General features: G+C 69.6%; 23 protein-coding genes and 3 pseudogenes. 9 read left to right on the forward strand and 17 right to left on the reverse strand.

Annotated elements, in window-relative coordinates; genetic code table 11:
• A partial coding sequence (locus FNH09_RS11815) for a hypothetical protein (protein ID WP_152886923.1) occupies positions 1-1,062 on the forward strand: 1,062 nt, incomplete at its 5' end.
• 10 nt (positions 1,063-1,072) lie between these two features.
• Here the strand turns inward: FNH09_RS11815 and FNH09_RS11820 are convergent.
• Positions 1,073-1,389, reverse strand: a pseudogene (locus FNH09_RS11820) (pyrophosphohydrolase domain-containing protein); the annotation flags it as partial.
• 71 nt (positions 1,390-1,460) lie between these two features.
• On the opposite strand from FNH09_RS11820, the pseudogene FNH09_RS50130 reads away from it, so the two are divergent.
• Positions 1,461-1,598, forward strand: a pseudogene (locus FNH09_RS50130) (IS630 family transposase); the annotation flags it as partial.
• A gap of 116 nt (positions 1,599-1,714) precedes the next feature.
• On the opposite strand, the gene FNH09_RS11825 reads toward FNH09_RS50130, so the two are convergent.
• Both FNH09_RS11825 and FNH09_RS11830 read right to left on the reverse strand, forming a co-directional pair.
• A complete protein-coding gene (locus FNH09_RS11825) occupies positions 1,715-2,206 on the reverse strand; it encodes a hypothetical protein (RefSeq protein WP_152886925.1) in 492 nt (163 codons plus the stop codon).
• Positions 2,207-2,861: 655 nt separating this feature from the next.
• Positions 2,862-3,449, reverse strand: a complete 588-nt coding sequence (locus tag FNH09_RS11830; RefSeq protein ID WP_152886927.1) for a hypothetical protein — start codon at positions 3,447-3,449, stop codon at positions 2,862-2,864.
• Between the two features lie 487 nt (positions 3,450-3,936).
• On the opposite strand from FNH09_RS11830, the gene FNH09_RS11835 reads away from it, so the two are divergent.
• A complete protein-coding gene (locus tag FNH09_RS11835) occupies positions 3,937-4,287 on the forward strand; it encodes a hypothetical protein (protein WP_152886929.1) in 351 nt (116 codons plus the stop codon).
• A gap of 676 nt (positions 4,288-4,963) precedes the next feature.
• On the opposite strand, the gene FNH09_RS11840 is transcribed toward FNH09_RS11835, so the two are convergent.
• The 4 genes and pseudogenes from FNH09_RS11840 to FNH09_RS49785 all read right to left on the reverse strand — a co-directional run bounded on the left by FNH09_RS11840 (position 4,964) and on the right by FNH09_RS49785 (position 7,150).
• Positions 4,964-5,761 carry a hypothetical protein gene (locus FNH09_RS11840; protein WP_152886931.1) on the reverse strand — a complete coding sequence of 266 codons (798 nt, stop codon included), beginning with the start codon at positions 5,759-5,761 and terminating at the stop codon, positions 4,964-4,966.
• A gap of 321 nt (positions 5,762-6,082) precedes the next feature.
• The gene (locus FNH09_RS11845) at positions 6,083-6,679 is read right to left on the reverse strand and encodes a DUF3885 domain-containing protein (protein WP_420802750.1); all 597 of its coding nucleotides are present in this window, start codon (positions 6,677-6,679) and stop codon (positions 6,083-6,085) included.
• Positions 6,676-6,774 (reverse strand): annotated as a pseudogene (locus tag FNH09_RS48420) (peptide-methionine (S)-S-oxide reductase MsrA); the annotation flags it as partial. The gene FNH09_RS11845 and the pseudogene FNH09_RS48420, both read right to left, overlap by 4 nt.
• Positions 6,775-6,970: 196 nt before the next feature.
• Positions 6,971-7,150: a hypothetical protein gene (locus tag FNH09_RS49785; RefSeq protein WP_156110814.1), complete on the reverse strand. Its 180-nt coding sequence runs from the start codon at positions 7,148-7,150 to the stop codon at positions 6,971-6,973.
• Positions 7,151-7,412: 262 nt separating this feature from the next.
• Here FNH09_RS49785 and FNH09_RS11860 point away from each other — a divergent pair, with 262 nt between their 5' ends.
• Together FNH09_RS11860 and FNH09_RS11865 are read left to right on the forward strand one after the other, a co-directional pair.
• Positions 7,413-8,024, forward strand: a complete 612-nt coding sequence (locus FNH09_RS11860) for an SMI1/KNR4 family protein (protein WP_152886933.1) — start codon at positions 7,413-7,415, stop codon at positions 8,022-8,024.
• A gap of 356 nt (positions 8,025-8,380) precedes the next feature.
• On the forward strand, positions 8,381-10,441 hold the full coding sequence (locus FNH09_RS11865; RefSeq protein WP_202919647.1) for a restriction endonuclease: 2,061 nt from the start codon (positions 8,381-8,383) through the stop codon (positions 10,439-10,441).
• 186 nt (positions 10,442-10,627) lie between these two features.
• Here the strand turns inward: FNH09_RS11865 and FNH09_RS11870 are convergent, their stop codons facing one another.
• The 4 genes from FNH09_RS11870 to FNH09_RS11885 all read right to left on the reverse strand — a co-directional run bounded on the left by FNH09_RS11870 (position 10,628) and on the right by FNH09_RS11885 (position 13,452).
• Positions 10,628-11,101 carry a DUF6099 family protein gene (locus FNH09_RS11870; protein ID WP_152886993.1) on the reverse strand — a complete coding sequence of 158 codons (474 nt, stop codon included), beginning with the start codon at positions 11,099-11,101 and terminating at the stop codon, positions 10,628-10,630.
• 199 nt (positions 11,102-11,300) lie between these two features.
• The gene (locus FNH09_RS11875) at positions 11,301-11,690 is read right to left on the reverse strand and encodes a nucleotide pyrophosphohydrolase (RefSeq protein WP_152886935.1); all 390 of its coding nucleotides are present in this window, start codon (positions 11,688-11,690) and stop codon (positions 11,301-11,303) included.
• Positions 11,642-12,988: an AAA family ATPase gene (locus tag FNH09_RS11880; protein WP_152886937.1), complete on the reverse strand. Its 1,347-nt coding sequence runs from the start codon at positions 12,986-12,988 to the stop codon at positions 11,642-11,644. The genes FNH09_RS11875 and FNH09_RS11880 overlap by 49 nt, the downstream gene beginning before the upstream one ends.
• Positions 12,989-13,062: 74 nt before the next feature.
• Positions 13,063-13,452: a cell division protein SepF gene (locus FNH09_RS11885; RefSeq protein ID WP_162468439.1), complete on the reverse strand. Its 390-nt coding sequence runs from the start codon at positions 13,450-13,452 to the stop codon at positions 13,063-13,065.
• A gap of 206 nt (positions 13,453-13,658) precedes the next feature.
• Between FNH09_RS11885 and FNH09_RS11890 the strand changes: the two genes are divergently transcribed.
• Positions 13,659-15,386 (forward strand): hypothetical protein, encoded by a 1,728-nt coding sequence (locus FNH09_RS11890; RefSeq protein ID WP_338017543.1) that lies wholly within the window; start codon positions 13,659-13,661, stop codon positions 15,384-15,386.
• A 27-nt stretch (positions 15,387-15,413) separates the two neighbouring features.
• On the opposite strand, the gene FNH09_RS11895 is transcribed toward FNH09_RS11890, so the two are convergent.
• Positions 15,414-15,926 (reverse strand): YceI family protein, encoded by a 513-nt coding sequence (locus tag FNH09_RS11895; protein ID WP_152886939.1) that lies wholly within the window; start codon positions 15,924-15,926, stop codon positions 15,414-15,416.
• A gap of 113 nt (positions 15,927-16,039) precedes the next feature.
• Here FNH09_RS11895 and FNH09_RS11900 point away from each other — a divergent pair, with 113 nt between their 5' ends.
• The gene (locus FNH09_RS11900) at positions 16,040-16,564 is read left to right on the forward strand and encodes a MarR family winged helix-turn-helix transcriptional regulator (RefSeq protein WP_152886941.1); all 525 of its coding nucleotides are present in this window, start codon (positions 16,040-16,042) and stop codon (positions 16,562-16,564) included.
• 61 nt (positions 16,565-16,625) lie between these two features.
• Here FNH09_RS11900 and FNH09_RS11905 read toward each other — a convergent pair whose 3' ends face one another.
• The 3 genes from FNH09_RS11905 to FNH09_RS11915 form a co-directional block, all read right to left on the reverse strand.
• A complete protein-coding gene (locus tag FNH09_RS11905; RefSeq protein ID WP_420802751.1) occupies positions 16,626-17,252 on the reverse strand; it encodes a sigma-70 family RNA polymerase sigma factor in 627 nt (208 codons plus the stop codon).
• A gap of 184 nt (positions 17,253-17,436) precedes the next feature.
• Positions 17,437-18,162, reverse strand: a complete 726-nt coding sequence (locus FNH09_RS11910) for a hypothetical protein (RefSeq protein ID WP_152886943.1) — start codon at positions 18,160-18,162, stop codon at positions 17,437-17,439.
• 108 nt (positions 18,163-18,270) lie between these two features.
• Positions 18,271-19,161, reverse strand: coding sequence for an NAD(P)-dependent oxidoreductase (locus FNH09_RS11915; protein ID WP_152886945.1), 891 nt, complete (start codon positions 19,159-19,161; stop codon positions 18,271-18,273).
• A gap of 269 nt (positions 19,162-19,430) precedes the next feature.
• On the opposite strand from FNH09_RS11915, the gene FNH09_RS48430 reads away from it, so the two are divergent.
• A complete protein-coding gene (locus FNH09_RS48430; RefSeq protein WP_238426621.1) occupies positions 19,431-19,652 on the forward strand; it encodes a hypothetical protein in 222 nt (73 codons plus the stop codon).
• Between the two features lie 219 nt (positions 19,653-19,871).
• On the opposite strand, the gene FNH09_RS11925 is transcribed toward FNH09_RS48430, so the two are convergent.
• Positions 19,872-20,882 carry a LuxR C-terminal-related transcriptional regulator gene (locus FNH09_RS11925; RefSeq protein WP_162468440.1) on the reverse strand — a complete coding sequence of 337 codons (1,011 nt, stop codon included), beginning with the start codon at positions 20,880-20,882 and terminating at the stop codon, positions 19,872-19,874.
• 148 nt (positions 20,883-21,030) lie between these two features.
• Here FNH09_RS11925 and FNH09_RS11930 point away from each other — a divergent pair, with 148 nt between their 5' ends.
• Entirely contained in the window at positions 21,031-23,904 is a 2,874-nt protein-coding gene (locus FNH09_RS11930) for a M4 family metallopeptidase (protein WP_162468441.1), read from the forward strand.
• 187 nt (positions 23,905-24,091) lie between these two features.
• Here the strand turns inward: FNH09_RS11930 and FNH09_RS11935 are convergent, their stop codons facing one another.
• Positions 24,092-25,420, reverse strand: a complete 1,329-nt coding sequence (locus FNH09_RS11935; RefSeq protein ID WP_152886951.1) for a class I SAM-dependent RNA methyltransferase — start codon at positions 25,418-25,420, stop codon at positions 24,092-24,094.
• Between the last annotated feature and the right edge of the window lie 27 nt (positions 25,421-25,447).

Consider the following 25,447-nt stretch of genomic DNA (forward strand, 5'->3'; position numbering starts at 1 on the left):
CCCTCCGGAACGCCCCACCGCGCCACCGTCGGCGACGTGATCGCCAGCGCCCCCGCGCCCGGCGCGCCGCACGGACTGCTCGCCAAGGTCACCAAGGTGGTCGGGGAGACGGACGCGGGCACGGAGGTGCAGACCGAACCCGCCACCCTCAACGCGCTGCTCGGCGACGACACGGCACGCGGCACCGTGCCGGTCGACCCGGCCGCCTTCGACGTCGAGAAGCTGCTGCCCGACGTCGACCTCTCCTGGACCAAGGCGGGCGACGTCCACGTGGGCCCGCAGGGCGCCGAGGTCCCGCTCGGCAGTCTGCGGCTGGACGTACGGGCCGAGGTGCCCACCGCCGCGGGCGCACCCGTCTCCGCCGCCGCCTCGGTCTCCGGCTACGTCCAGGTCGCCCCGCAGGTCGACTTCCGCTACGGCGGCGACGGATACGACACCGCACCCGCCTCCGCCTACCTGGGCGTGTCCGGCGACTGGACCTCCGGCTGGGCGCTCAAGGGCCGGGCGGCGGCCGCCGCCACGCCGGTGCGCATCCCGTTCGCCAAGCTGCACGCGGACCCCGTGCTCCAGGTCGGACCCGTCCCGGTCGTGGTCAACCTGGACCTCACCTGCTACGTCCAGATCAGCGGCGACGGCACCGTCACCGTCGACGTGGAGCAGGACGTCAAGGGCGGTTTCCGGGCGGGCGGCACCTTCTCCTCCGCCAAGGGGTGGACCCCGGTCAGCTCCGCCGACATGACGGCCACGCCGGTACGGACCTCGGTCACCACGGCGGGCTCCGTACGGGCGGCGCTCGGCGCACAGGCGACCGTCGGCCTGTACGGCGCCGTGGGCGTCGCCGCCGACCTCGCGCCCTACCTGCGCGGCGAGGCCACCGGCACGGTCACCGGCAGCGACGGCAGGCTCGACGCGAAAGCCGTATGGGCCGTGTACGGAGGTGTCGACCTCAGCGGCACCCTGCGCCTGCAGCTGGCCGTCTTCGGCACCCCCGTCCTCCAGCGGGACCTGCCTCTGGGCACGCTGCACCGGGAGTGGAAGCTGGCGGGCGGCGGCACACCGTAGCCGGCAGGCGTCAGGCCGCGCCGTCGGGCACCCAGGCCTGGCGGCGCGGCACCGCCGACACGTCGGTCGCCTCGTAGTGCCCGCCCTTGAGTACCTCGCCGTCCGCACACCGCGCGGCCTGGCCGTCGGGGCCCAGCTTGGTCATGTTGCAGCGGTGGATCTCGGCGATCACCGCGTCGAGGTCGACGCCGCGCACGAGGGCGGTGCCGTAGGCGATGCAGACAACGTCGGCCGGCTCGTGGGCGAGGCCGCCGAGGTGACCGACACCTCGGCCACCTCGGCGGCCTCCTCCGCGAGCAGCTCGCCCCGGTGCGCGGCCGGCTGCGGCAGCGCCTGGACCACCGGCGACAGCTGCGTGAGCGGCTCCAGCACTTGCCGCTGAGTCTCCTCTGGCAGCCGGTCCGGGAAACCTCGCCCCGTGCAGCACCGACGAACTCGCCACACTGGCCCGCACCCGCCTGGAACGGATGCAGTACCAACCCGGCCTGCTGGACGGCTTCATCGCCGAAACCGGACTGATCCCTGCTCCGCCGTGAAGTCACCCCGAACCGAAAACCTCAGTAGCCACGCGGCGCGACACGACGACGAGGCGGTCAGCCGCGTGGTCCGAGCGCTTCCCACGCTGAACAATCAGCTGGCTCCGGACCAGAACCTAGGGGACAGCGGCGCAGGTGCGGTCGCCGGCGTCGCTGAGCCGGAGCGTGGCCTCGGACGTCGTGCCGTCATGGCTCAGGGACAGCTCGATGCTGCCCTTCGTGTAGTCCGGGAACCACACGGCGTACAGCGTCCGGGCCCCCTGTGCGACGGTGCCGACATGGCGGACTTCCAGGGGTTTTCCGCTACAGGTCGCGGAGGTCACCTGCTGGTGGTCGGCGGCGAAGAGACGAACCCAGCCGTCGGTGAAGAGGGTTGCGAGCGGGCGCACCCCTGTCGAGTTCTTGATGGCCATGGGCTTGGAGGCGCAGCCTCGCAGGGAGAACGCATTTTCGGCGACCGATGCCCAGCACAGTCGCTGGTCGCGGGTCTCCCAGGCGTAGGCGGCGCCGGTCGGCCAGGACTCGACCAGCATCAGACCCTGAGGGCCGGGGGCGTCGGCACCCACCGCCCCCGACTTCATCAGAGTGGTCCGGGTTCGGTTGATCACCTCGGTCAGGTCCGGATCCGAGGGAGCCGGCGCAGCGGTCGAAGCGGGGGCGCGGGAGGCGGACGGCCTCGCTGAGATCGCGTCGCCACCCGAGCAGCCCGTCGAGGCCGTGACCAGCAGTACCACCGCCCCCAAGGCAGCGCGAAGTCCGTATCGCATGAGCGTTCCTCCCCCGCGTGCACCCTGAAAACCAGGGCGCGTGGCCGGACACTGTCCATGAGGCCCCTTCGGCGCCGAGCATTCGGTGTCGCTCAGGCCTGCGCCGAGCTGACCAGCACGGCGGCCGACCAGCAAGCCGTCTGAGCAACATCTGAGCTCTGCCCCGAGCATCGCGTGCCGCTCACCAGTAGCGCCTGGCCGCACTACCCGAACTGCCGTGCCCCAATGCGTCGTTCCAGCCGTACGTGCCACTTGCGGAAAGGTCTGCGAACCCGGCTCGACATAGATCAATCGTCTGCTCGCGTGGATGAGCTAGCCACGCGGCGCGACACGACGACGGGACGGTCAGCCGCGAGGCCTGAGCGCTTCCCACGCTGGACGGACCAGTCATCTGTCGTCCCTGAGGAAGGGCACCTTGATCCATGTCAAGCCGTGTCCACAGGCCTTTCCAGGGCATGTTCAAGAAGTCGACCAGACTGGCAGAGCTGCGCCCCCATCAGCCCCGCTGAGCATCTCCCAGCACAGTGCTGCCGAGTTGAGCGGCGAGCTTCTCCGCCCGTGGCAGATCGCCCAACTTGTCGACGTGAACGAATACGGTGTGGTGCTCGGCCGGATGCGACCAGTCGACGTCGTCGCCGTTGAAGACAACCTCCACGCCGTCGTACGTGGCAGAGCCGTACGACTCAGTCTCCGCGTCGTCCGGCCATCTGCCCTGCAAACCGATCGAGGCCATTCCCTTCCCCACGGCTCGCACGAACCGGTCCTCCACGGTGCCCGCTGGAACGTAGTGCAGGAAGCTCAGAGGCAGTTCCGGCTCCAGTGCGGAGTCCTCCGCGGCTGTGATCACCAAGCTGAACTTCGCAAAGTCCTGCGTCACGGGGTCCATCCGGGGACGGACGTAGCGGTACTCGGCGTCGGGCAGCACCGCCGCCATCCGCCGCGCGTCCTCGACGGTCAGCAGCTCGGCCCACAGAGTCACCTCGTCGTCGTGCTCCTCCAGCAGAGCGTTCAGGCGCAGCGCCTGCGTCCACGCCTCGACGGCGTCAGTGGTGCGGAAGACGGGATACGCCTGCGAGTTACCCATGCGCCCACTCTCACACGGGACAAGGAATGCACTGCAAGCGGACCTCTGTCTTCGTGCCTGTCGGCTTCGGTCAAGCGATACTCATGCACCTATAACATCGAGGCGGAGGCCTCTTCCGTAGGGGTGCGACTTCGTCGACTGGCATACGGCTTCGCGCGGCATATCAGTCAAGTCTGACTTATGCGGTAATAATTTCGCCGGCTGGGGCGATGGGATTTGGCTCTCAGGTGCGCTGTGACATCGTTCGCCGCCATGTGGCCGAATTCAGACTCCTGCACCGATCACGCGCCCGGCTCATTCGTGCGAGGCGAGAAGAAGTGTGGCCAGCGGTACCGGAGCTCCGACCTCAGGATTCGCTCAACTCTGCACACAGCGCACTAACTCTTCCATAGTATCCCTGCTCAAGGGCCTGACCAGCCACTTGCATCTGCAACAAACAGGGGGAAGAGTGCGCCTACTCGCAAGCTCGATAGTTTTCACCAGCGCCATGGCCTTAGGGATATCGACACCGGCGCTGGCTGCCGGCCCGACTGCGGAAGTCTCGGGGACTGTCGGCGCCAGCTTCACTGGTCAAATCACGACCAAAGTCAGCACTGCGCTGGCCGAAGCGAGCGAGCAGCACAGCGTCACATTGCTTGCATCGGTGACCGCCAAACTCGGCAACGTGATTCACGTCAAAAACGTTCCTCCGAACAAAACCGCATATGCCCAATATGGCGTGTGGCGTCGAAAATTCACCGGCACTGCTAACTACCAGCATCACACCTGCCGTCTCACGAGCAACCACGTGACAGGCTATGGACCCATGCATGTCGGGTGGTACACATGGGACGAATAGGATTGGTCATTCCGGTGGCTCTCCTCGCGTTGGCGGGGTGCACCAATGCGACGCCGACCTCAAGCCGAGCCCCTGAAAGGGAGACGCCAGTCGAAACAAATTCGTCTGGAGCTCCTTCCGTCACGCCTTCCACCAGCGCAGACCCCCGCGCTGCGCCCGAACTTCCAGACGCACAGAAGAGATTCATCGAAGCGGGCGGAAAGACCGGACCTCACTCGTTTCCCGAGATACCTCAAATCCAGAAGGGCACCCTGGAAGTTGCGGCGATCTGTTCGGGCACCGGGACGATCGAGGTCAACGTCGGCTCTCTCGTGAGCTACACCGCCGTCTGCGCAAATGGTGACCCCGGGCAATACAACGAAGTGGGCCTTAGCCGCAGCCACAAGAACGTCGCTGTGACGGTCACCAGCAAGACGACCGGGTCCTGGGGACTATCAGTGGGATGGACCAAAATCGTCGCTCCGCCCGGATAGCTTCTGTCGCCCACAGCGGCCCGTCGGTATTCCGGCTGGCCCTCCCAGCTTGTCGGGATCTGGGCTCCAGCCGTCGCGCCCCGTGGTTAGCTCATCCACGCGATCAGTCGACGGATCCATGTCAAGCCGTGCTCACAGCCCTTCCCTCCTGCGGTGTTCAGGCTGGTCGACCGGGATCCCGAGCCCGGCGGTGCTGTGCGGCATCAGCTGTGCCGCTGCCACCAGCGCCTCTTCCGCTCAACTATCCGAGGCCCGGTTCCGGCCCCATCAGGGGCGGACGTGCTGTCCGGCGGCAACGCCTTCAAGGCGGCGCGGATACGGTCGAAGGAGGCGATGGTGTGGTGGTCGTCGGCGGGGAGTGTCACTCCGACGCAGACCAGCTTGAAACTGTCCTCGCCGAGGGGTGCTCCAATGAACACCGGCGCACCCACGCACCCTTGTGGCAGGTCTCCTATCCACCGGATGCTGCCGTCGCCTGCGCGTGTGATCCGGCCGATCACGACAGCTTGCTCTCGGGAACCGTCCCCGTCGTTGACATGGCCCAGCAGATAGGCCGGTACCGGAGACTCACCGAGGCCGGCGATGTCCTGTTCTGTTGCTGCGATGCCGTCGGTGATCTCGTCGGTCGTCCAACGCCAGCCCTTGCGGGTTCCGTGCGCGTGCAGCCCGGCGGCGGGCATGACCGCCACGCCCAGGTCGTCGAGATGAGTCCACCCCTCCGCGAAGTCGAGCATCATCAGTTTCTGAGCGCTCATCACGGGTGCGCACAGAGCAGGGCGCAGGGTGAACTCGGCCAACTCGACTCGCGCCGGCTCACTGGCGGTCACGAGGTACTGCCGGATGACCTCGCCTTCGGAGGTCGTCTCCACGAGTTCGTTGAACCAGAAGGCCGTCGCGTGTTGTTCCTCCCGGTGGGCTCGCTGGAAGGGAAGCGTCGAGCGGCCGACGTGATCGACTATCGCGTCGATCGTCGCACTGGAATGGTCGGGCAGGTCTGGCATGGAGGGAGAGACTAACGCACGGTCGAAGACAGCTACTGGGCAGCACGGCAGGGCCCGTCTGCGCGCCCTCCAGTCCTCGGTCTTCGACGTCGGTGACGGGCAAGGACCTGTCAGCGCGGCTTGATGTCCCCGCCTTCGCCTCGGTCAAGCGATGTTCATGCACTCATGGCATCGAGTCGGAGCCCCCTCCTCAGGGGTGCGATTTTTAAGCGACTGCGTGCCACCACCAGCAGCAGCAGCGGGACCGCATGACGTGGATCGTGAAGCCGCGTTCACAGACTCCTGCGCCGGTCGGCCATGGAAAGGGGGCCGGCCCGGCTCTCAGAGGCCGGCCGGGTGGTTGGAAAGCCAGTCCGTGTGTCGGTCACGCACACCGTCACGTTCTCCAGGCGTGGCAAGGATGACGTCTGCGCCGCCGTCGTAGGGGTGGTAGATGCGTCGCAGTTCCCCGTCGGCGATGAAGACTTCGACGAGCGCCTCGTCCGCGACGGCTCGCAACAGCCCGTCGACGCAGCCGCGGTTCCACCGGCGCCGGTCGGCATACAGCCGTGTGTGGGTGTGGAACTCCGGGTCGGGGTCGTCCTGGTCCGACTCTGTCCACCAGCGGATGCTGCCGGGGTGCAGTGTCTGTCGTGGTGTCGGGTAGCCCGCAGGACCGGTCGGTGTGTCCGACCAGTCCATGGTCACCACGAACACGTCCGTGCCCGTGAACAACTCGTCCAGGATCGTGTTGTACCGGTCCAGCACGATCGCGTACTCGTCCTCGGACTCCGGGTAGCGCTTCGAGCCGGGGAGGCTGTGGAAGCGCACCCAGCGATCCGCGTACCTGGTGCGGAACGTGTGAGCGACGGGAGGGCCCGACGGATGCCGTTCCCTCCACAAAGCCGCCAGGAGGGCAGGGTCGATGGCGAAACTCACCCCTTGGCCAGAGCCACACCGATCGGACAGGAAACGCGGCTCCCGGCGCGGCCGTTGATGTTGCGGTCAAGATACTGCTGGTGGTAGCCGTCGGCGTGCAGAACGTACAGCCCTCCAAAGAGAACTGGCGCCCACCCCGATGACGGTGGATGCGAGCTGCGCCTGCGCGGCGGACCGGAGTCACCTTCGGGACCGGCCTGCCGGAGCGTGGATCACGGCCCCGTGATGAAGTGGTACGAAGGAGGAGAGACCTCCGGTCGGGCAGTTCCAGCGTGAGCCGGAATTCTCCGCCTACCGGCGGGCGATGCGCAACCGGCTTCTCGCGGCCCCTGTGACGCCCGCGCCCGAACCCTGGCTGCCGTCTTCGAGTACGAGTACGGCGTCCCTGTCGGCGGACTGCTCGGGATCGGCTTCGCGACGGGCCCCGGTACCGGCCACGATCTGGTGATGGCCGTCTCGCACGACGGGCACGGTCTCTTCCACGCCGTCACCAGCGAGAAGATCGGCAGGGACCGCGACCCCTGTGCGCGGGTTGCCGGTCCTGACCGACTCGGGTTTCCCATTCGTATGCCGGAAACGGGTCCGTGCAGCGGTGAGCCGTCCGGAACCCGTCGCAAGTATCGCTGTCAGTAGTCCTGCTTAGGCTCCTCCTGCCCGTCAGGCATGCTCGGACTGCCGGCTCGCCGAGACGGACGCACCCTGTCCTGCTCCCGACAGCGAGGGTCCACACGCCATGACCGACTACCTGCGAGCCGTGCTCGACATGATCGGCCCGCCCGAGAACCGCTACGCCGATCCGGCCGCCTGGGCCCGCCTGGAGGCCGAACTCGGCACGGAACTCCCTGCGGACTACAAGACCATCGTCGACGCGTACGCGCCGATCCAGATCAACGAACACCTGTATCTGTCGCATCCGGCCACCTCTCGGTGGAACCTTTCGGAGCAGATACGCGACACCTCTCGGGCGTATTCCCAGTACTGGGTGGAACGTGACTGGACGAACGATCCCGGATCCGACCCCCGTCAGATCTGCGGGCTGCGGGACCTCGCCTTCGGCACCCCGCAAGGCCTGATTCCACTGGCTTCCACGGACCGGGGAGAGACCATCTTCCTGGCACCCCAGGTCCACGACTTTCCCGGCGGCATGTGCGTCGCGTGCGGGGACGGGGACTGGGCCGGCTATCCCATGCCGTTCGCCGAGTGGCTCTACCGGTTCCTGATCGGAGAGGACATGGCGGGGTACAAGAGCGCGGCGTACTACCCCGGCCCCGTGAAGTTGGAGTCCATGCCCATGACGCCCGACGAGCACATGCGCGTCAGTTACGGCCCGGACCGAGGCATGTAGACCGGACCCGCCGAGCGAGACGTCCCCGAGGTCTGTGAACGCTGCTTGACATGGACCAAGGGGCCGTTCCTCAGGGGCGGCCGCAGCCTGGTGCGTCCAGCGTGGGGAGCGCTCAGACCACACGGCTAACCGTCCCGTCGTTGTGTTGCGCCGACCACCGTTTGGGTACTGCGGTCGAGCACGGTCCGGGTTACCGCCCAGTCACGTTGACCTGCGGGGATGGGCCGACCGAGCTTCCTTTGACGAGTGGATGTGCGGGACGGTGATTGCTGGCTAGAGTCACCTTGTTACAGCTGGTTGTGGGGACAACCAAGGTGCCTTTCGGCTGCCAACGTCCTGGGGAGGGCCTGCAGCACATGAGTCGTCGCTCTACTGGTTTTGTCGGCGTCTGGGCTGAGATGCAACGGCAGCAGCAGCGTCAACGGGAAACCGAAGCCAGACAGCGGAGACAGCAAGAACAGCAAGCGCGGGCCTACCAACGGCGAGCTGCTCAGAACCACCGCGACTACCGGCAGGCAGAGGCTCTACGGCGCACAGAAGAGCTGGACGCGCAGGTTGCGTCGCTGCAGGGTCTTCTTGCCTCGGGTTGTCAGGCTCCCGCCTTCAGAGCCGCCTCTCTCATGCGACCTGAGGAGGTACAACCCTTCGTTCCAGGACCATTGGCGCAGCCGGTGCCCATGCCGGATTTCGATCACTACCAAACGCAAAGTGGCTGGACCGCGAACCGCCGGGCCCAGGCACAGGCCGAAGCACGGGCACGCTTCGAGCGGGACCGGCAGGCTGCCCAAGCCGCGGAGGCCCACCGACAGCAGCAGCTGGCTGCGTACCAGCGTGAGTACCAGCAGTGGGTCGATACTCAGCTGGCTGATGTACGGCGCCACAACGCCGGCGTCGTGGCGATAACCGAAGGCGTGAAGCGCCGGGATGCCGATTCCGTGATCGAGTACTTCTCTGCCGCTCTCTATGCCTCGACGGCTTGGCCAGAAGGTTTCCCACGGCAGGTGGCGGCAGCCTACGACCCCGCAGCCCGGCAGTTGGTGCTGGACTGGGAGTTGCCCGCTTACAGCATCGTGCCGGAGGTCAAGGCCGTTCGATACATGTCCGGGGTCGACCAGGACAAGGAGACTCCTCGCCCTGTGGGTCAGCGCCGTGCTCTGTACAGGGAGGTTCTGGCTCAGTGCATGCTGCTCGTTCTGCACGAGCTGTTCGCCGCGGATGAGCTGGAGGCGCTTGAGTCGGTGACCTTGAACGGCTTTGTCGACGGGCACGATCCCACGACGGGCCGACCGGGCCATATCGTCCTCGCAACCGTCATGGCCTCGCGCTCGTCGGTCCGTGACTTGCACCTGGCGCAGGTGGATGCAGGTAGTTGCCTGGCTGACGCACTGCGCGGGCAACTCTCTGCTCGGCCGGACCAACTCACACCGGTACGGCCGAGCAGGCGGCCGCAGGATGTCGGGAACCGCGTTGTCGCCCATGGCAGCGACGAGGAACCGGACCTGTTCGTCATGGATCCGATTGCTTTCGAGGGTCTCGTTGCCGATCTCTTCCGGGCCATGGGGATGCAGGCGGTGACCACCCAGCGTTCCAACGATGGTGGTGTGGACGTCGACGCCCTGGATCCGACACCGATTCGAGGCGGCAAGATCGTCGTGCAGGTGAAGCGATACCGCAACACGGTGCCGCCCACCGCTGTGCGCGACTTGTACGGAACCGTGCAGGATGCCGGCGCGAACAAGGGTGTTCTCGTGACGACGTCAGGGTTCGGCCCTGGCTCACACACCTTCGCCAACGGCAAGCCGCTGGAACTCATCTCGGGAGCCGAACTCGTAGACCTGCTGCATCGCCATGGGCTGCGTGGACGGCTCGGCGGGAGCAGTCGGCAAATCTCAGCACAGCCGACGCCCTCCGTGCCGAACACTCGGCTGCCGGACGATTACAACGTTCTGGGTATGTCGTGGACCGGGAGCGTCGCCTTGGACGTGTGCGCTCTCGTCTGCCGCGGCAACAGGGTCCTCAGTGACGATCACTTCGTCTTCTTCAACAACCCGCAGACGCAGGACGGCTCAGTGCGCGCTCTCCCCGCCACTGCACCTGACAAGGCCGCAATCTGCGTCTCCTTCGACGGGTTACCTGATGAGGCTGACCGGTTCGTACTCGTGGCCGCCGTCGATCCAGAGGCCAACCCGGATGCCGACCTATCCGGTTTCACGGACGCTTGCATCCGCCTGCTCGACCCGGGGCTGGCTGAGCTGGGACGACTGGACGTTTCCGACGGCCGGCCCAACGAAACCGCCTTGGTGCTCGGATCCTTCCGCCGAAGAGCGAACGGAGACTGGGATTTTGTCCTGGGCGGCAAGGGCTATACAGGCGGCCTGGAGGAACTTGTTCAGGATTTCGGCATCGAGGTCGAGTAGCTCCACCTGGGGCCGGAACTGCTGATGGCTGTGAACGCGGCTTGATGGTCCATGTCAAGCCGTGCTCACAGACCGTTCCACCCTGCCACCATGCCCGACTCCTCAGCTCAACCCCTACTTGTCGAGTCCTGAGTAGATCAATGCGGCCCCACCGGCCCCATCAGGCCCTCCGCCGGCTCCGCGGCGTCATCGCTCCGGCAGCACCTGGTCCCGGAGCTGGTCTCGGTCGGCCAGCTTCCGCAGCATCTCCCGGACCCGGTCCCGGGATTCGTCCGCCGCGTCGATCGCCTCCATGCACTGCCAGTACGTTCCCTCGCCGTCCGCGCCGCTCGCGATGCCGACCAGGGCGATACCGACCTCGGCCAGCAGTACGCCGAGGCTGAGCAGCGTCTGTCGGGCGTCGTCCAGTTCGGTCAGCTGAGCGGCGCGCAGCTCCCCGAGATCGAGCTCCGGCGCCTCGAGCACGCCGCACCCCCTGCCCGCCAGCTCGGTCAACCCCAGTGCCTCACCACGCAGTTCGGGCGGCCCCGAAACCGCCAGCCGACTGCCGATCGCCTGCGCCAAAGCCTGCGCCTGCCACACCTCCGTCAAGATCTCCGGTACTCCGCTGCTCCCGGCGAGAGCATGTCTGCTCGTCAGGATGAGCCGCACCGCTTCCATGGCCTTCCCCCGTCCGCCGGGACGTGTCGTCAGCACGTCCGCCCGAACTTCGTTGTCCACTACCCAGAGTGAAGTGTGATGGGACGAAAAGCCAGAGGAAGACGGAAATCTGCGGACAACAAATCGATTTCGAGCAGGCGAACAACTCCGGAGAGTGAAAGCGGATCGTGTGACTCCTGCATGCCCGGGTACGACGCGGTCACCGCTCCCCCGGCGCCGGGAACCGCCCCTCGTTCCGGTCGATCTTCGCGTCCAGCGCCGCCAGCGCGTCGATGCCGAGCACCTCGCACAGTTGCAGCAGATAGGCGAGCACGTCGGCGACCTCGTCCCTCACCCGGTGCGCGGTGTCCGGGTCGTCCATGACGCGCGCCGACTCCTCCGGCGTCAGCCACTGGAAGATCTCCACCAGTTCGGAGGCCTCCACGCTGAGCGCGGCGACCAGGTTCTTCGGGGTGTGGTACGGCTGCCAGTTGCGCGCCGCCGCGAACTCGGCAAGTCGGCGTTGCAGTGCGGCCACGTCCAGATGCTGGGGCTCTTTCGTCACGGGTCCAGATGTACCACCGTCACTCCCGCCGTCCCGACGGCCCATGACGCGTCGCTCACCGTCCCGACACAGCGCAGATGTCCGCTCCCGCCCGTCCGCGCCGCCAGCCGCAGCAGTTCGGCGCGCTGCCGTTCGTCCAGGGCCCGGTCGAAGCCGTCGGCGAGCACCGTGAGGGTCTGGAACGCGGCGGGCACCTCGCGGGCCGGGTCGACCTCGAACACGCCGGGGCCGGTCAGCAGCACCAGGGCGAGGGCGATGTACCGCAGCTCGCCGTCACCGAGCCGGTCGAGCCGACTGCGGATGCCGTCGCCCCGGTCCAGCTGCGCGTGGACCGCACCGCCGGGCAGCAGTTCGGCGACGACCCCGGCGACGGGACCCGCGCACCCGGCCCGGACCGCCGCGACGAACTGCCCGTGCCGCCGCCCGCATTCGGCCTGGGTGCGCCACAGGACGTCGGCGAGGTTGGCGCAGTCGCCGAGCAGCCGGCCGGGACCGGCCGGTACGGGGGCCCGCATCCGCTCCGGCCGGGGGTCGCAGGAGAAGACGGAGCGCAACGCGACCACCATCTGCTCGGCGGCGGCGAGCACTTGGCGCTGCCCGTCCGTCTTGCCGGCCACCCGCAGCGGCAGCAGCGCGGTGCCGAGCCGGTCGTCCGGGAGCGGGGCCCGGGTCACCGGCGCGGACCCGGCGGTGTGCCACGCTGCCTGCACGGTGCGCCGTCCGGGATCGCGCAGGGCGGTCTCCAGCAGGACCAGCCCACCGGCCGTCAACCGCTCCCCGACGATGCGCAGTTCGGGCTCGGCCTGGACGGCCAGGTCGAGCCGGACCGGTCCCTGCGGCCCGTCCGCCGTACAGCCGATGCGAAAGCCGCGGCGCCGCTGGGCGTCCGGACGCGCCCGTTCGGGTACGCAGGCGGCCGGGTCGGCGAACACCTCGCCGAGTTCGGCGCCGCCGCCGAGCCGGGCGAGCGCCTCGTAGGCCCGTAACGCTGTCGACTTGCCGCTGCCGCTGGGCCCGGCCAGGAGGGTGAACGGCCCGAGCGGGAATCCCGCGCGCCGATGGCCCGCGAAGGCGGACAGTCGCAACTCGGTGAGATGCGGCCGGTCCGCAGGACCCCGCCCGGCTTGAACCGCGGCCGGACCGGCGGCCGGAGCAGGAACGGCGGTCGCGGAGGACGGGGAGGGAACGGGCGGCGCGGCGAAGGCAGCAGGCGGCGTGGCGGGAACCGTAGGCGCGAAAGGAGCAGAAGGGACGGAGGAGGGGGCGGAGGGAGCAGAGGAAACGGGGGAAGCAGAGGGAGCGGAAGGTCCCGGAGGCAAGGACGGCAGGGATCGCGGAGCCATATCCGGACGGTAGGACTCCGCAGCCGGCGGAACCGTTCCGCCCGAAACGTCTTCCCACGATCGGGGGACCGTCCTCAGTTCTCGGAGACGCCCGCGCCCTCCATGAGCCCGCTCACCTCGGTCCCGGGCGGGGTCAGCAGGAACACGTTCCGGTCGACCCGGTGCATCCCGCTCGCCAGCCCGAAGACGACACCCGTGCTGAAGTCCAGCACCCGCTTGGCGACCTCGGTCTCCGCGCCGGTCAGATCGAGCAGCACCGGGATGCCCGACATCAGCGTCTCGGCGACCTCACGGGCGTCGGCGAAGACATTGATCCTGAGGACGACGAACCGGCGCCGGGTCTCCGTCGCCGCGTCGGGCAGCGCCCGGTGGCCCACGGCGGACGGCCAGGCGTCCCTTCCTCTCAGTGGAACGACTTGGGCGAGACCCTCCCACTGCTCATCGGTGGCGTCGTAACGGCTCACCGGATCCCCCCGATCTCACTCGTAGTCATTGCCTGCACCAGCCATTCTTACTCCAAGTCACCCGTTCGGCCCAACTACGACACGGTGCGCGACCGGCCGATTCCCGCTCGCCGCGGCCTTGGAGTTCGGGGCTCTTACCGCCCTCACACCGGTCTCTTCACGTCCTGCGACCCTCCGCTCACCCGGAGCGACTACCGTCCAGTCGCGTGCATCTGGCAGAAAAACAGCTGGTGACACCGGGCCGGCGGACACAGTCGGCGGTGTCCGCCGCTCCGGAGTCCCCCGCACAGTGGCATCGCGTACTCACCCTGCTGGCCGATGTCAGCCTCTTCATCGGAACGCGGTCGGTGTGGACGAGCGCGGCGAGCCACCGCCTGGCCGTGGCCGCCGTCATCTCGGTCTGCTACGCGTCGATCCTGACATGCGGGGTGCTGGCGCTGGTGGTGCGCCGGACCCGGACGCTGGCACGGGTGGACCTGTGCGTGCTGCTGACCGCGGCGACGCTCGCCCTGTGCGCGTGGAGCATGATGCACAACGGCGGCGACGAGGCGGTCCTCACCACCCAGGCCGCGCGGGAACTGGTCGCGGGCCACGCCGTCTACGGACAGCCCTGGCCGTGGCTGTTCACCCACGGCGTCGCGGTCACCCCGACGGTGACCGGCGGCTACGACTTCACGTACGGCTATCCGCCCCTCGCACCGCTGCTGACCGCACCGCTGTTGTGGCTGGGACAGGCCGGCACCCCGGCCACCGCCATGACCACCTGCGCGCTCATCGCCTCCGCGGCGACCACCTGGCGGATGCTGCCGGTGCCGTGGCGGTCGGCGGCGACCATGCTGTTCCTCGGCTTCGCCTTCCTGCCGTCGTACGCCCGGCTCGGCTATCCGGCGATCCTGGCCCTGGCCCTGCTGGTGCCGGTGGTGGTGCGCTGGCCGCGGATCGGGCAGGGCGGCCGGCTCGGGGCCGCCGGGATCGCACGGGCCGCCTGCCTCGGCGCGGCCTGCGCGGCACAGCAACTGCCCTGGTTCCTGGCGCCGTTCCTGCTCGCCGGGATCTACGCGGTGCGCCGCGGCGAACTGGGACGGCGGGCGGCGGCGACGGTACTGCTGCGGGTGGCCGGGGTCGCCGTGACCGTATGGCTGCTGATCAACACGTACTTCGTCGTGCGCGGGCCCGGTGCCTGGCTGGGCGGCATCGCCCTGCCGCTGACCCAGGGCGCGGTGCTGCACGGCCAGGGTCTGGTCGGCGTGTCGCTGTACCTGACCGACGGCAGCGACCGGCTCGACTGGTACGGGTACGCGAGTCTGCTGCTGGCCGCCGCACTGCTCGCTCTGTTCGTGCTGTTCGTGCGGCGGCTCGGACCGGCCGCCACGGTGCTGCCCTGGTGCGCGTTCTATCTGGCGACGCGCTCCCAGGACGGCTACTACCTGATGATGACTCCGCTGTGGCTGGCGGCCGCGATCACCGCGCCTCCGGCGGAGTTCAGCCGTGCGTGGCAGCCGCGCCCGCGCCCGCTGCGCCGTCTGCCCGGCGGGCCGGCGCGGGCCGCCGTCGCCCTGCTGATGCTCGCCCCGGCCCTGGCGTGCGCGCTGTGGGCGGCGACCGGGGCGCCGCCGCTGCGGATGCGGGTCACCGCGGAGCGGCGGGTCTCGGCGACCGCGGTGTCCCTGCTGCGGCTGCGCGTCACCAACACCGGGGACAGCGCGCTCAGTCCGCACTTCACCCTGACCACGGGCCAGGGCATGAGCAAGTACTGGTCGATCACGCGGGGGCCGACGACCCTGGCCGCCCACACCACGGCCGAGTACGAACTCCGCCCGCCCACCGGCCGGTTCCACCTTCCCCGACCGGGCGTACGGATCCGGTTGCGCGCCTTCACACCCGCGCCGCAGACCCTGTCGAGCGCGGACGTACGGCTCACGCGGAGCGGGTGAGTTCGGGAACGGCCCCCGGTCGGCAGGTCAGGAGGCCCGGGTGAAGCGGAGCGTGGTGGTGATCGTGGTCAGGCCGCGGATCATGCCCAGTTGGTTCCAGCCCATGCCGAACTCCGCCCGGTCCACCGTGAATTCGGCGGCCAGCGTGAGCGCCTCGGCGTCCGCCGCGGTCACTCGGGCCGGGAAGGACAGCGGCCGGCTGATGCCGCGCACGGTCAGCTGACCGGACACCTCCACCGCGCCGTCGCCGCCCCGCTCGACGTGGCGCGCCACGAAGGTGATCTCCGGGTGGTTCTCGGCGTCGAAGAGGTCGGCGGACCGCAGGTGGGTGTCGCGCTTGGCGTTCTTGGTGTCCAGGGAGGCGACGTCCAGGGTGAGGGTGCCGGTGGCGGTGCCGTCGGCGGCGACCTCGCCCTGACCGGTCACGGCGCCGAAGACGCCCTTGACGGTGACCAGGCCCCACATCGTCCGGTGCCGGAGCTCGACGGCGGAGGCGCTCGGGTCGAGCTGCCAGAGTCCGGTTTCCACGGCGACGGTCATGATCCTTCTCCAGGTGGTCCAAATTTGGATGTTCGAGGTCCGTCACAGTAGCTGGACATCCAAATTTGAACAACCTACTAATCCAAAAATGGACAACAGGTAGACTCGACCCCATGGCAGTCCCCGATGAGCAGCCCGCCGACCTGCCTTCCGACCTGCCCGAATGCCCGTCCATGCAGGGCACGGGACTGCTGCCCGCCGAGCTGCGCGCCTGGATGCTCCTGCTCGCCGCGACGGGCGCGGTGGAACAGCGACTGCGCAGCGTGGTCAAGGAGCGGCTCGACGTCTCGCACGACGAGTTCCTGGTGCTGTGCCTGCTGGCGGAGATGCCCCGGGAGGGCATCCGGATGACCCGGATCGCGGACCTCCTGGGCCGCCCCAAGACCCGGCTCACCTACCAGATCGCCTGCCTCCAGCACGCCGGGCTCGTCACCCGCAGGTCGGTCCACGACGACCGGCGCGGCGTCGAGGTCGCCCTCACCGACAAGGCCCGCCGGCTGCTGCGGGAGGCCTCGGACCAGCTCGCCGAGACGGTGACCGAGGCGCTCGCAAGTGTGATGGGACCGGAGCAGCGCGAGGCGGCGTGCGGGCTGCTGCCCGGCCTCACCGGGAACGACCGGAGCACCACGACACCGTAGGCACCCCAACCGCCCCTCCGTACTCGGCTCGGGCACCCCGCCCGCCCCCTTCGGACACGGCTCAGGCGGCCGCCTCGGCCAGCAGGTCCAGCAGGGTCGCCCGGGCCCGTGCCACCCGGGACCGGACGGTGCCGACCGGACAGCCGCTCAACGCGGCCGCGTCCGCGTACGGCAGTCCGAGCAGCTGGGTGAGCACGAACGCCTCGCGCCGCTCGACCGGCAGCAGCCCCAGCAGATCCACCAGGGCGACCCCCTCGTCAAAACCGGGCAGGTCGCGCGGCTGGGCGCGCTCGACCGCCGACTGCCAGTCCGGTACGTCGCTCAGCCGGGGCCGGGCGGCCGTGTACCGGTAGCTGTCGATCACCGCGCGGCGGGCGATGGACAGCAGCCAGGACCGGGCGGAGGACCGCCCTTCGAAGCGGTGCAGACTGCCCAGCGCCCGCAGGAACGTGTCCTGGGCCAGATCGTCGACCGCCTGCGGATCGGCGCACAGATGGGCGACGTACCGCAGGACGTCGCGTTGCAGCGCGCGCACCAGTTGCTCGACCGCCCGCGCGTCACCGCCCCGGGCGGCCAGCGCCCAGGCGGTGACCGACTCGTCGGTCGACATCGCTTTGCCGCTTGCGCTGTACGAGGCGCTTCCGCTGCACGAAGTGGGCGGGGAGCCGGGCAGGGTGGAGGGGATCACCTGGTGTCCTTCTCGGATCGTCCGGCGCACCACGGGCGGCCCGGGGTGCCCCGGATCCGGACCTCGGCGCATACGACGGCGCGGACGGTCCGGTGAGCGGGGAGACACGGCCGCGGCGGCGCCTGCGCGCTCGTACGACCGTGGCCCGGGGCGCACAGGGGCGGCCCCGGGTCGCCGGCTGCCGTCAGGCGGCAGCGGTCCCCGCGGGCGGCCCCCGGGAGGTGATCGCGTGGACGAGAAGGAGAAGACGGGGAGCCCGGTCCGAGCGGGGCCGGCCCACGCCCGGACGCGGACGGTCCGCCGGGGCGGGCAGGGCGAGCAGCAGCCGCAGGGGCGCCGCGAGCCGACCGGCCACGGTTCGCAGGATGCGGAACACGGCCTTTTCGCCGTGCGCCAGCCAGAGCCCGCACAGCAGGGCGGCCAGAAGGTGTGCGCCGAACATGCCGTACGAGGACGAGCCATCGCCCATGAGGGGATCGCCACCGAGGAACTGCCCCATGCGATCCATATGGTCAACGTGATCCATATGAACCATGCGATCCACATGTCCCAGGGAGTCCATGGGATCCATGGACGACATGGATCCCATGTCCATACCACCCATGCCCATATCCATGTTCATGTGCGGGTTCATGGTGGCGGCCATGTCCGTGGGCGTCGACTGGGCGAGGGCGAACGCCGAGTGCAGTGCCGTCTGGGCGGCGACGACGGCGGTCACGACCAGCGGCAACCCGCGCTCACGGCCCGTCAGACACCAGCCGAGGGCACCGGTCACGACCACGGCGGCGGCCAGCACCCGACCGGGCACGTACGCGCCCGACATCATGACGTGCCCCAGGGCGGCGAGCAGCACGCAGACGGCCGCGAACACCGCGGCCCGTGCCGTGCGCGAACACCAACCCGCCGTCATGCCGCCCCATCCTTGCACCCGGGTTTCAGGTCGTCAGACGTGAGTACGGATTTTCCCGGCCGGGACTCGGGTCCGGCTCGACCGTTCTTCGCCGGTCGGCCGCTCGGCTCAGCCGGCGGGCTTCTCGTCGAAGCTCGCGAAGTAGGCGGCGACCATGTCCTCGTCGGCGTGTCCCTGCGCGGCGGCGCGCTCCAGGCGTTCGGCGCTCGCGGCGGCCACGTCGAGCCGGACACCGTGGCGCGCACCGGCCTCCACGATCAGCCGGGCGTCCTTCGCCGCGGTCGTCACCGCGAAGGACGGCGGGGAGAGCCGCCCCTCCAGCACGAGTTCGGACTTGGCACGCAGATAACCCATGTCGAGCGGGCCGCCCGCGATCAGGTCGAAGAAGCTCCGCGGGTCCACCCCCAGCCCCTTCGCCAGGGCCAGCACCTCGCCGGTGGCGGCGGTGGCCGCGAGGACCCAGCTGTTGGCGACGAGCTTCAGCCCGCTGGCGCTGCCGGCCGCGCCGTCCTCGCCGGTCCACACCGTACGGGAGCCCACGGCGTCGAACACCGGCGTCACCAGGTCCCGCGCCTCGGCCGGACCGGCGGCCAGGACGGTCAGCTGCCCGGCCTCCGCGGGCTGGCGGGTGCCCAGCACGGGGGCGTCGTAGAAGTGCAGGCCGTGCTCGCGGGCGAAGGCGGCCAGCTCGTCGATCGCCTCGACACCGGCGGTCGTCGCCTGCACCCAGGCGGTGCCGGGCCGCAGCGCGGGCGCCGCCTGGCGCATCACGTCCAGGGCAGCGCGGCCGTCGTACAGCATGGTCACGACGACGTCGGTGCCCTGGACCGCCTCGGCGGGGTCACCGGCGACGTACGCGCCGTCGGCGGCCAGCGGTTGCGCCTTGTCCCGACTGCGGTTCCAGACCCGGACGGCATGTCCGGCACGAGCCAGATTGCGGGCCATCGCGGCACCCATGATCCCGGTGCCCAGGACGCTCACGCTGCGCTTGTCACTCATCTTCGGGGTTTCCTGTTCGTCGGGCCGAGGAGCCGCGCGGGTCTCGGACTGTGCGGGAGTATCGGACTGTGCCGGGGTCTCGGACTGTGCAGGTCTTGGGCCGACTACCCCAGGGTGGCGCGGACCGGGCCGTCCAGCCATGTCTGATGGTCGTTGAGCATCGGATCCGGCGCTCGCCGGCCAGGCGTGCCACGGCCCGCAACCGAAGGCGGACGGATCACGTCAAGGACTTCGGCAGCCGCCGCACCCACCGCACGGGGAGACACGCGATGACGCAAGCGGGTCCGTCGGGCCCTCCGCGACTCCGGTCCGGCGGGATCCTGTTCGGTGGCCTCTTCGGGGGCCTGACCGCGGTGGTCTCCCTCACCGCCATCGGGAGGGTGTGGGCGGCGTGTGACATCGGCACCGACGCGGCGGCCGACAGCATGACCCTGCTCTTCCTCGCCCCGCCCATCTGGATCGCCACGACCGTCGCGTGGGTCGTCCTGTAAGGCACCCTGGGCAGACGCCACCCCGCTTCGGCACTGACCGCCGGGATCGCCTTCACCGTCTGGTCCACGTGGTTCCTGGTGACCTGGCTGGGGATCGCCGACCCCTACCCCGACCCGATCTGCCCGGGCAACGTCCCGCCCTGGTGGCCGGATCACCTCCCCACCTGACCGTGCGGGGCAGCGCCACGGGCGACCGTACGGCGAAGCGGCTCGCCGTGCTCACACCGTCAGCCAGCCCCGCATCGCCGCCTGCACCCCCGCCTGGAACCGGGTCTGCGTGTTGAGCAACTGCATCAGACGGGTGATGCGGCGGCGGACCGTGTGGACGTGGATGTCGAGGCGCCGGGCGATCGCCTCGTCCTTCAGACCGGAGGCGAGCATGGTCAGCAACTCCCGTTCCTCGTCAGTGATCTGACTTTCCGACACTGATCCTATGGGTACGGCGCGTTCCCAGATCGCCTCGAACAGCGGCACCAGCGCGTTGCTCAGGAGCGAGTCGCTCACCACCAGCGCCGAGGCCGTCGGGTCCGCCGCGTCGGTCGGCGGCAGCAGCGTCACCCGCCGGTCGACCGTGATCAGTTTCGTCGGCAGGTCCGTGCCCACCCGGATCTGCACGCCGTGCGCGGACAGTTCGCCCAGGCCGCGGGCGCGGCCCGGGAAGCGCAGGCCCTCACGGTCCACCACGGTCCGCACCCGCACCCCGCGCCGCACCGGTTCGGTCACGTCGAGCGGGGAGGGCATCCCGTCCGGCTCGCTCGACGCGTAGGGCGGCCGGTCCAGGAGCGCCACCTCCTCTGTGGCCGAGACGAGCAGCGAGGCCACCCGCGAGGCGATCGCCTCGCCGCCCCGGACCGTCTCGATGCCGAGCGTGGGAGCACCGTGCGCGGAACTCAGCAGGTGGGCGGCCATCCGGTCCACCGCCCCGGTGAGTTCCTCCAACTCGGCCGATCTGCGCAGCAGTTCGGCCTGGTGCAGATGGATCAGGTTGCGCAGTGCGGTGGCCGGGGCGATCGCGGCGGGCACTGCGGCCGCGCGGCCGGGCCGGGTGAAGCCGCGTTCGGAAAGGTGGTCGAGGACGACGGCCAGCCTGGAGGCGGAGAGCCCGAGGGACCGGGCGAGGACGTCCTCGGAGGGGTGTTCGGGAACATTCAACAGGGCCTCGTAGACGCGGAGTTCCTCCGTGCCCAGCCCGAGAGCCTGCCATTGCGCGTCCAGCTTGCCCCGCTCCACGCCGGAATTCTCACCCGATACGTGCAGGCCACACAAGTGTGCAGGTACACAAGTGCACACCTGGAACGCATTGTTCACACCCCTGGTCCGGTACTTGCATGTCCGCATCCGATATCCGTTCACGCGTCAGTGGCACCGGAGGGGCACCGTGCGCAGTGCAGCACGCAGGAGATCAACCAGAGCGGGACAGGGGTCCGGCGGGATATCCGTCGGCCAGGGCACAGCGGCCTTGCTGGCCGCCGCGGGCCTGTTGGTGACGGCCGTGCCCGCCGCCCACGCGGACACCGCCACCACGTCCGCCGCGTCCGCCGCGTCCGATGTGACGCCGGGCACCGAGACCGACACCCCCTCGCTCGTCACCGGGCTGAACGAGGAGGCCGACGCCGGCGTGGCCGCGGCCGACGCCGCCCGCGACCACCTCAAGGCCAGGAAGAACCGCTACCACATCACGGACACCTCGGCGAAGGACCTGGCCTCGGCCGGAACCACGACCGACAAGGGCGGCCGGGAGACGGTCCGCCTCCAGCAGAAGTACAAGGGTGTCCCGGTCCTCGGCGGCCAGTACATCGTCCGGATGACGAAGAAGGACGGCAGGCGCACCGTCACCGGCACCTCCGGCAACTACTTCACCGCGCTGAAGCTCGGCTCGGTCACCCCGGAGGTCTCCGAGAAAACCGCGATCGCGCGTGCGGTCGACGCCGTCACCGCGCAGCTCGGCGGCGGCCTGCTCAGGGCTCCGGCCGAGGGCGGGCGGGCCGGTACGGACGGCGCCCTCACCGGCAGCGCCGAGGGCGTGACCATCCTGCCCCAGGGCACCGGCGTGCTGACCCGGCACATCACCGTCACCGGCACCAGCCCGGCCGACGGCATGCCCGTACGGCAGGAGGTGTACGTCGACGCCCACTCCGGCTACGCCGTGATGCAGTACAGCGACATCCAGACCTTCGGCGCGACGGGCACCACCACCGGCGCCGCCGACGACACCTCGGCGGCCGACGGCACGGCCGCCACCACGGCCGCCGACCAACTGGTCGTCAAGGGCACGGGCGTTCGCTACAACGGCGAGAAGACCGAGATCAATCTGTACAAGGACACCACGGGTGTCTACCAGATGATCGACTACAGCAAGCGGCCCGCGGACACCCCGTACAAGGGCGAGATGATCGCCACGTACGACGCCCGTGGCCGTGACGTCTCCACCGCGTCCGGCGTCTGGCCGAGCGGCATCAAGACGTTCCGGTCGGACACCACCGACCTCGACGCCGACTTCACCGACTCCGGCGCGGTCGACGCCCACTGGGCCGCCGGCAAGGTCTACGACTACTACAAGAACCACTTCGGCCGCAGCGGCATCGACGGCAAGGACGGCTTCATCTACTCCCTGGTCGGCGTGACGTCGAACGGGCAGCCGTACGACAACGCCTTCTGGGACGGCACCAAGATGGTGTACGGCCAGGGCGGCGGCGACTACCGCACCTTCTCCGCCGACGCCGACGTCGTCGGCCACGAGATGACGCACGGCGTCACCGAGCACACCGCGGGCCTGGTCTACGCGGGCCAGTCCGGCGCGATGAACGAGGCGATCTCCGACTACTTCGGCAACGCCATCGACCTGGAGGCCAACGGCCAGTCGATGGACGACCCGGACTCGGGACTCCTCGGCGAGGACCTGTGCACCACCAAGAGCCCGCGCGAGTGCGCCCTGCGCGACCTCAACGACGGCGCGACCACGTCGAAGAACTTCATCGGCGTCACCTTCCGCGGTGACAACGGCGGCGTGCACCTCAACTCCACGATCTTCTCCGGCGCCCTGTGGGACATGCGCCAGGACCTCGGCGGCGACCTCGCCGACCAGATCGTCTACCGAGCGCTGTCCGCGTACATGACCCCGCTGGACGGCTTCACCGAGGGCCGCGCCGCGGTCATCGCCGCCGCGCAGGAACTGGGCGTCACCAAGGCCCAGTTGAAGACCGTCAAGACCTCCTTCGACGCGCACGGCATCGTGCCCGGCTGGGAGAGGGCGATCGGCATCGACACCGACACGATCCTGTCCAAGGTCAACGTGGCCGGTACCGGTGTGAGCGCGGGCAACGGCAAGTACGCGCTCTCCCGCTCGAACGAGGACGGCAGCGAGCCGTACTCGGTGTGGGTCGGCAACACCAGCGGCAAGGGCACACCGGAGCAGAAGAGCCCCAACAACGGCGACTACAACGTCTACGCCACCACGGACGGCAAGAACGTCGCCTGGGCCGAGTTCGCCTCGACGTCGGTCTACTTCCACGTGCGGCCGGTGGGCAGCGGCGTCGACAAGGTCGTCGGCGGCACCGCCGCCAACGTCTCCGGGCTCGTGCTGAACGGCGACATCCTCGCCTACACCGTGCCGGACCCGTACTACGGCCTCCAGCACGTCTGGTACCTCAACATCAAGACCGGCGAGATCAAGCAGGTCAACAACAGCTACGTCGTCGCCACCGCGCTGGCCTCGGTACGTGACGGCAAGATCGCCTACGCGAAGATGTGGCCCGAGTCCGACGGCTACAAGCTCGGTGTCGAGGTCCTCGACACCGCCACCGGCAAGACCACGCTGATGCCGGTCGACAAGTCCACGACGGTGGGCATCGGCCAGACCGCCCTCACCGACGACGGCGTCACCTGGATCGAGGACGACGACGCCACCGACTCCGGCCAGGCCGCGGTCAAGCGCGCCGCGCTCGACGGCTCGGGACTGACGACCCTCACCCCGGAGTCCGGCACCGGCTCGCTGTACGCCTACTCCGTGACGGCCTCGGACGACGCGGTCACCGTGACCACGCTGCCCCCGGCCACCTGGTGGGCCAACGACACGCTGCCGAAGCTGTACCAGGTGGCGTCCGACGGCAAGGGCGGCGCACAGCGCGTCTCCTGCAACCGCGGCGACCAGGTGTACGCGGCCGCGGACAGCGGGCAGCGCGTGCTCTGGCTGGACGGCACCACCGGCTACACGAACCTCGTGAAGCGGGACCGCCCGGCGGGCTCCTGCTGAGCCTGCCCACCGCGGAACGGGAGCGGCCGGACTCCGATGGGGGCCCGGCCGCTCCTGGCACGTCCGCTCGGCCGGTGACCGGCAGAACCCGGTTCGCGTCCGGGACCGGATCGTACGAGGGAGCGGATACGCGGCCGGCCCGGCCGCCGTGCAGCACCGCGTACCGCGCACTCAGGGAAACAGCAGGTCAGCGACCCTTCCCCGCAGGCTCCAGGATCGCCACGCACTCCACATGGTGCGTCATCGGGAACAGGTCGAACGCGCGCAGGGTGCGCACCTTGTAGCCGTTGTCGCGGAAGTACGCCAGGTCGCGGGCCAGGGCCGCCGGGTCGCAGGCCACGTATGCGATGCGGCGGGCGCCCAGCGACGAGAGGTGTTCGACCGTCTTCTTGCCCGCGCCCGCTCGCGGCGGGTCCAGGACGATGAGGTCGACCTCGGTGATACCGGTGCGGGGGAGGACGGATTCGACCTTGCCCTGTTCGATGCGGACGCGGTCGAAGGCGGCGAGGTTGTGGCGCGCGTCCTCGACCGCGCGCTTGCCGGACTCGATGCCGAGGACCGCGCCCGTCTCGCCGAGGCGGTCGGCGAGGGCGCCGGCGAAGAGGCCGACGCCGCAGTACAGGTCGAGGGCCATCTCGCCCTTGCGGGGCAGCAGGCCCTGCATGACGGCCTTGACGAGGGTGTCGGCGGCCATCGGGTGGACCTGCCAGAAGCCGCCGCTGCCGACGCGGTAGGTGCGGCCGTCGGCGCGCTCGCGCACGAACGCGCGGCCGTGGACGCGGTGGATACCGCCGTCCTGTTCGGCGACCCGCATCACCGAGACCGGCTTGTCGAGCTCGACGAGGGGCAGGCGGGCGCCGGGGCGGGGTTCCAGGATCACCATGCGGTCCTGGGAGCCGGTGGCGGCGATCGCGTCCACGGACACCATGCCGGACCAGTCGCGCTCCTCGATGCCGAGCTCGCTGACACCGGGCGCGGCGATCATGCAGTGCTCGATTGGCTCGACCTCGTGCGAGCGGTGGCGGCGCAGTCCGGCGTTGCCGTCGGCGTCCACGGCGTACTGGACGCGGGTGCGCCACTGCGGCACCTCACCGGCGGGCAGCTTGTCGCCCTCGGCCGGCATCACCGTGCCGTCCCAGCCGACGTCCTCGGGGGTGAGGCCCGCGAGCCGCTGGAGCTGCTCGGCGATCACCTCGCCCTTGAGGCGCCGCTGGGCGCCGGGCTTGGCGTGCTGCCAGTCGCAGCCGCCGCAGCGGCCGGGGCCGGCGTAGGGGCAGGGTGCCTCGACTCGGTCCTTGGAGGCCTCCAGCACCTGGACCGCGTCCGCGCGCAGGAAGCGGGCGCCCTCCTCGCCCTCGGTCACCCGGGCCACGACTCGTTCGCCGGGCAGCGTGTGCCGGACGAAGAGCACCTGGCCCTCGGACGTACGGGCGATGCAGTGGCCGCCGTGGGCGACGGGGCCGACCTCGACCTCGTACTCCGCCCCGACCAGTGACTTCTTCGGTTCTGCCTGCATGGCGGGGTGACTCCACAACATCGAGAG

The organism is Streptomyces adustus (assembly GCF_009377175.1).
Classification (GTDB): domain Bacteria; phylum Actinomycetota; class Actinomycetes; order Streptomycetales; family Streptomycetaceae; genus Streptomyces; species Streptomyces adustus.

What these genes read in the sequence shown, in the direction of transcription:
- FNH09_RS48430 (WP_238426621.1), top strand. Translation starts at nt 19,431, where the DNA reads ATGACGCAAGCGGGTCCGTCGGGCCCTCCGCGACTCCGGTCCGGCGGG.
- FNH09_RS11910 (WP_152886943.1), bottom strand. Translation starts at nt 18,162, where the DNA reads ATGACGGCGGGTTGGTGTTCGCGCACGGCACGGGCCGCGGTGTTCGCG.
- FNH09_RS11865 (WP_202919647.1), top strand. Translation starts at nt 8,381, where the DNA reads ATGAGTCGTCGCTCTACTGGTTTTGTCGGCGTCTGGGCTGAGATGCAA.
- FNH09_RS11830 (WP_152886927.1), bottom strand. Translation starts at nt 3,449, where the DNA reads ATGGGTAACTCGCAGGCGTATCCCGTCTTCCGCACCACTGACGCCGTC.
- FNH09_RS11895 (WP_152886939.1), bottom strand. Translation starts at nt 15,926, where the DNA reads ATGACCGTCGCCGTGGAAACCGGACTCTGGCAGCTCGACCCGAGCGCC.
- FNH09_RS11915 (WP_152886945.1), bottom strand. Translation starts at nt 19,161, where the DNA reads ATGAGTGACAAGCGCAGCGTGAGCGTCCTGGGCACCGGGATCATGGGT.
- FNH09_RS11860 (WP_152886933.1), top strand. Translation starts at nt 7,413, where the DNA reads ATGACCGACTACCTGCGAGCCGTGCTCGACATGATCGGCCCGCCCGAG.
- FNH09_RS11900 (WP_152886941.1), top strand. Translation starts at nt 16,040, where the DNA reads ATGGCAGTCCCCGATGAGCAGCCCGCCGACCTGCCTTCCGACCTGCCC.
- FNH09_RS11870 (WP_152886993.1), bottom strand. Translation starts at nt 11,101, where the DNA reads ATGGAAGCGGTGCGGCTCATCCTGACGAGCAGACATGCTCTCGCCGGG.
- FNH09_RS11880 (WP_152886937.1), bottom strand. Translation starts at nt 12,988, where the DNA reads ATGGCTCCGCGATCCCTGCCGTCCTTGCCTCCGGGACCTTCCGCTCCC.
- FNH09_RS11840 (WP_152886931.1), bottom strand. Translation starts at nt 5,761, where the DNA reads ATGCCAGACCTGCCCGACCATTCCAGTGCGACGATCGACGCGATAGTC.
- FNH09_RS11875 (WP_152886935.1), bottom strand. Translation starts at nt 11,690, where the DNA reads ATGGGCCGTCGGGACGGCGGGAGTGACGGTGGTACATCTGGACCCGTG.
- FNH09_RS11835 (WP_152886929.1), top strand. Translation starts at nt 3,937, where the DNA reads ATGGCCTTAGGGATATCGACACCGGCGCTGGCTGCCGGCCCGACTGCG.
- FNH09_RS11935 (WP_152886951.1), bottom strand. Translation starts at nt 25,420, where the DNA reads ATGCAGGCAGAACCGAAGAAGTCACTGGTCGGGGCGGAGTACGAGGTC.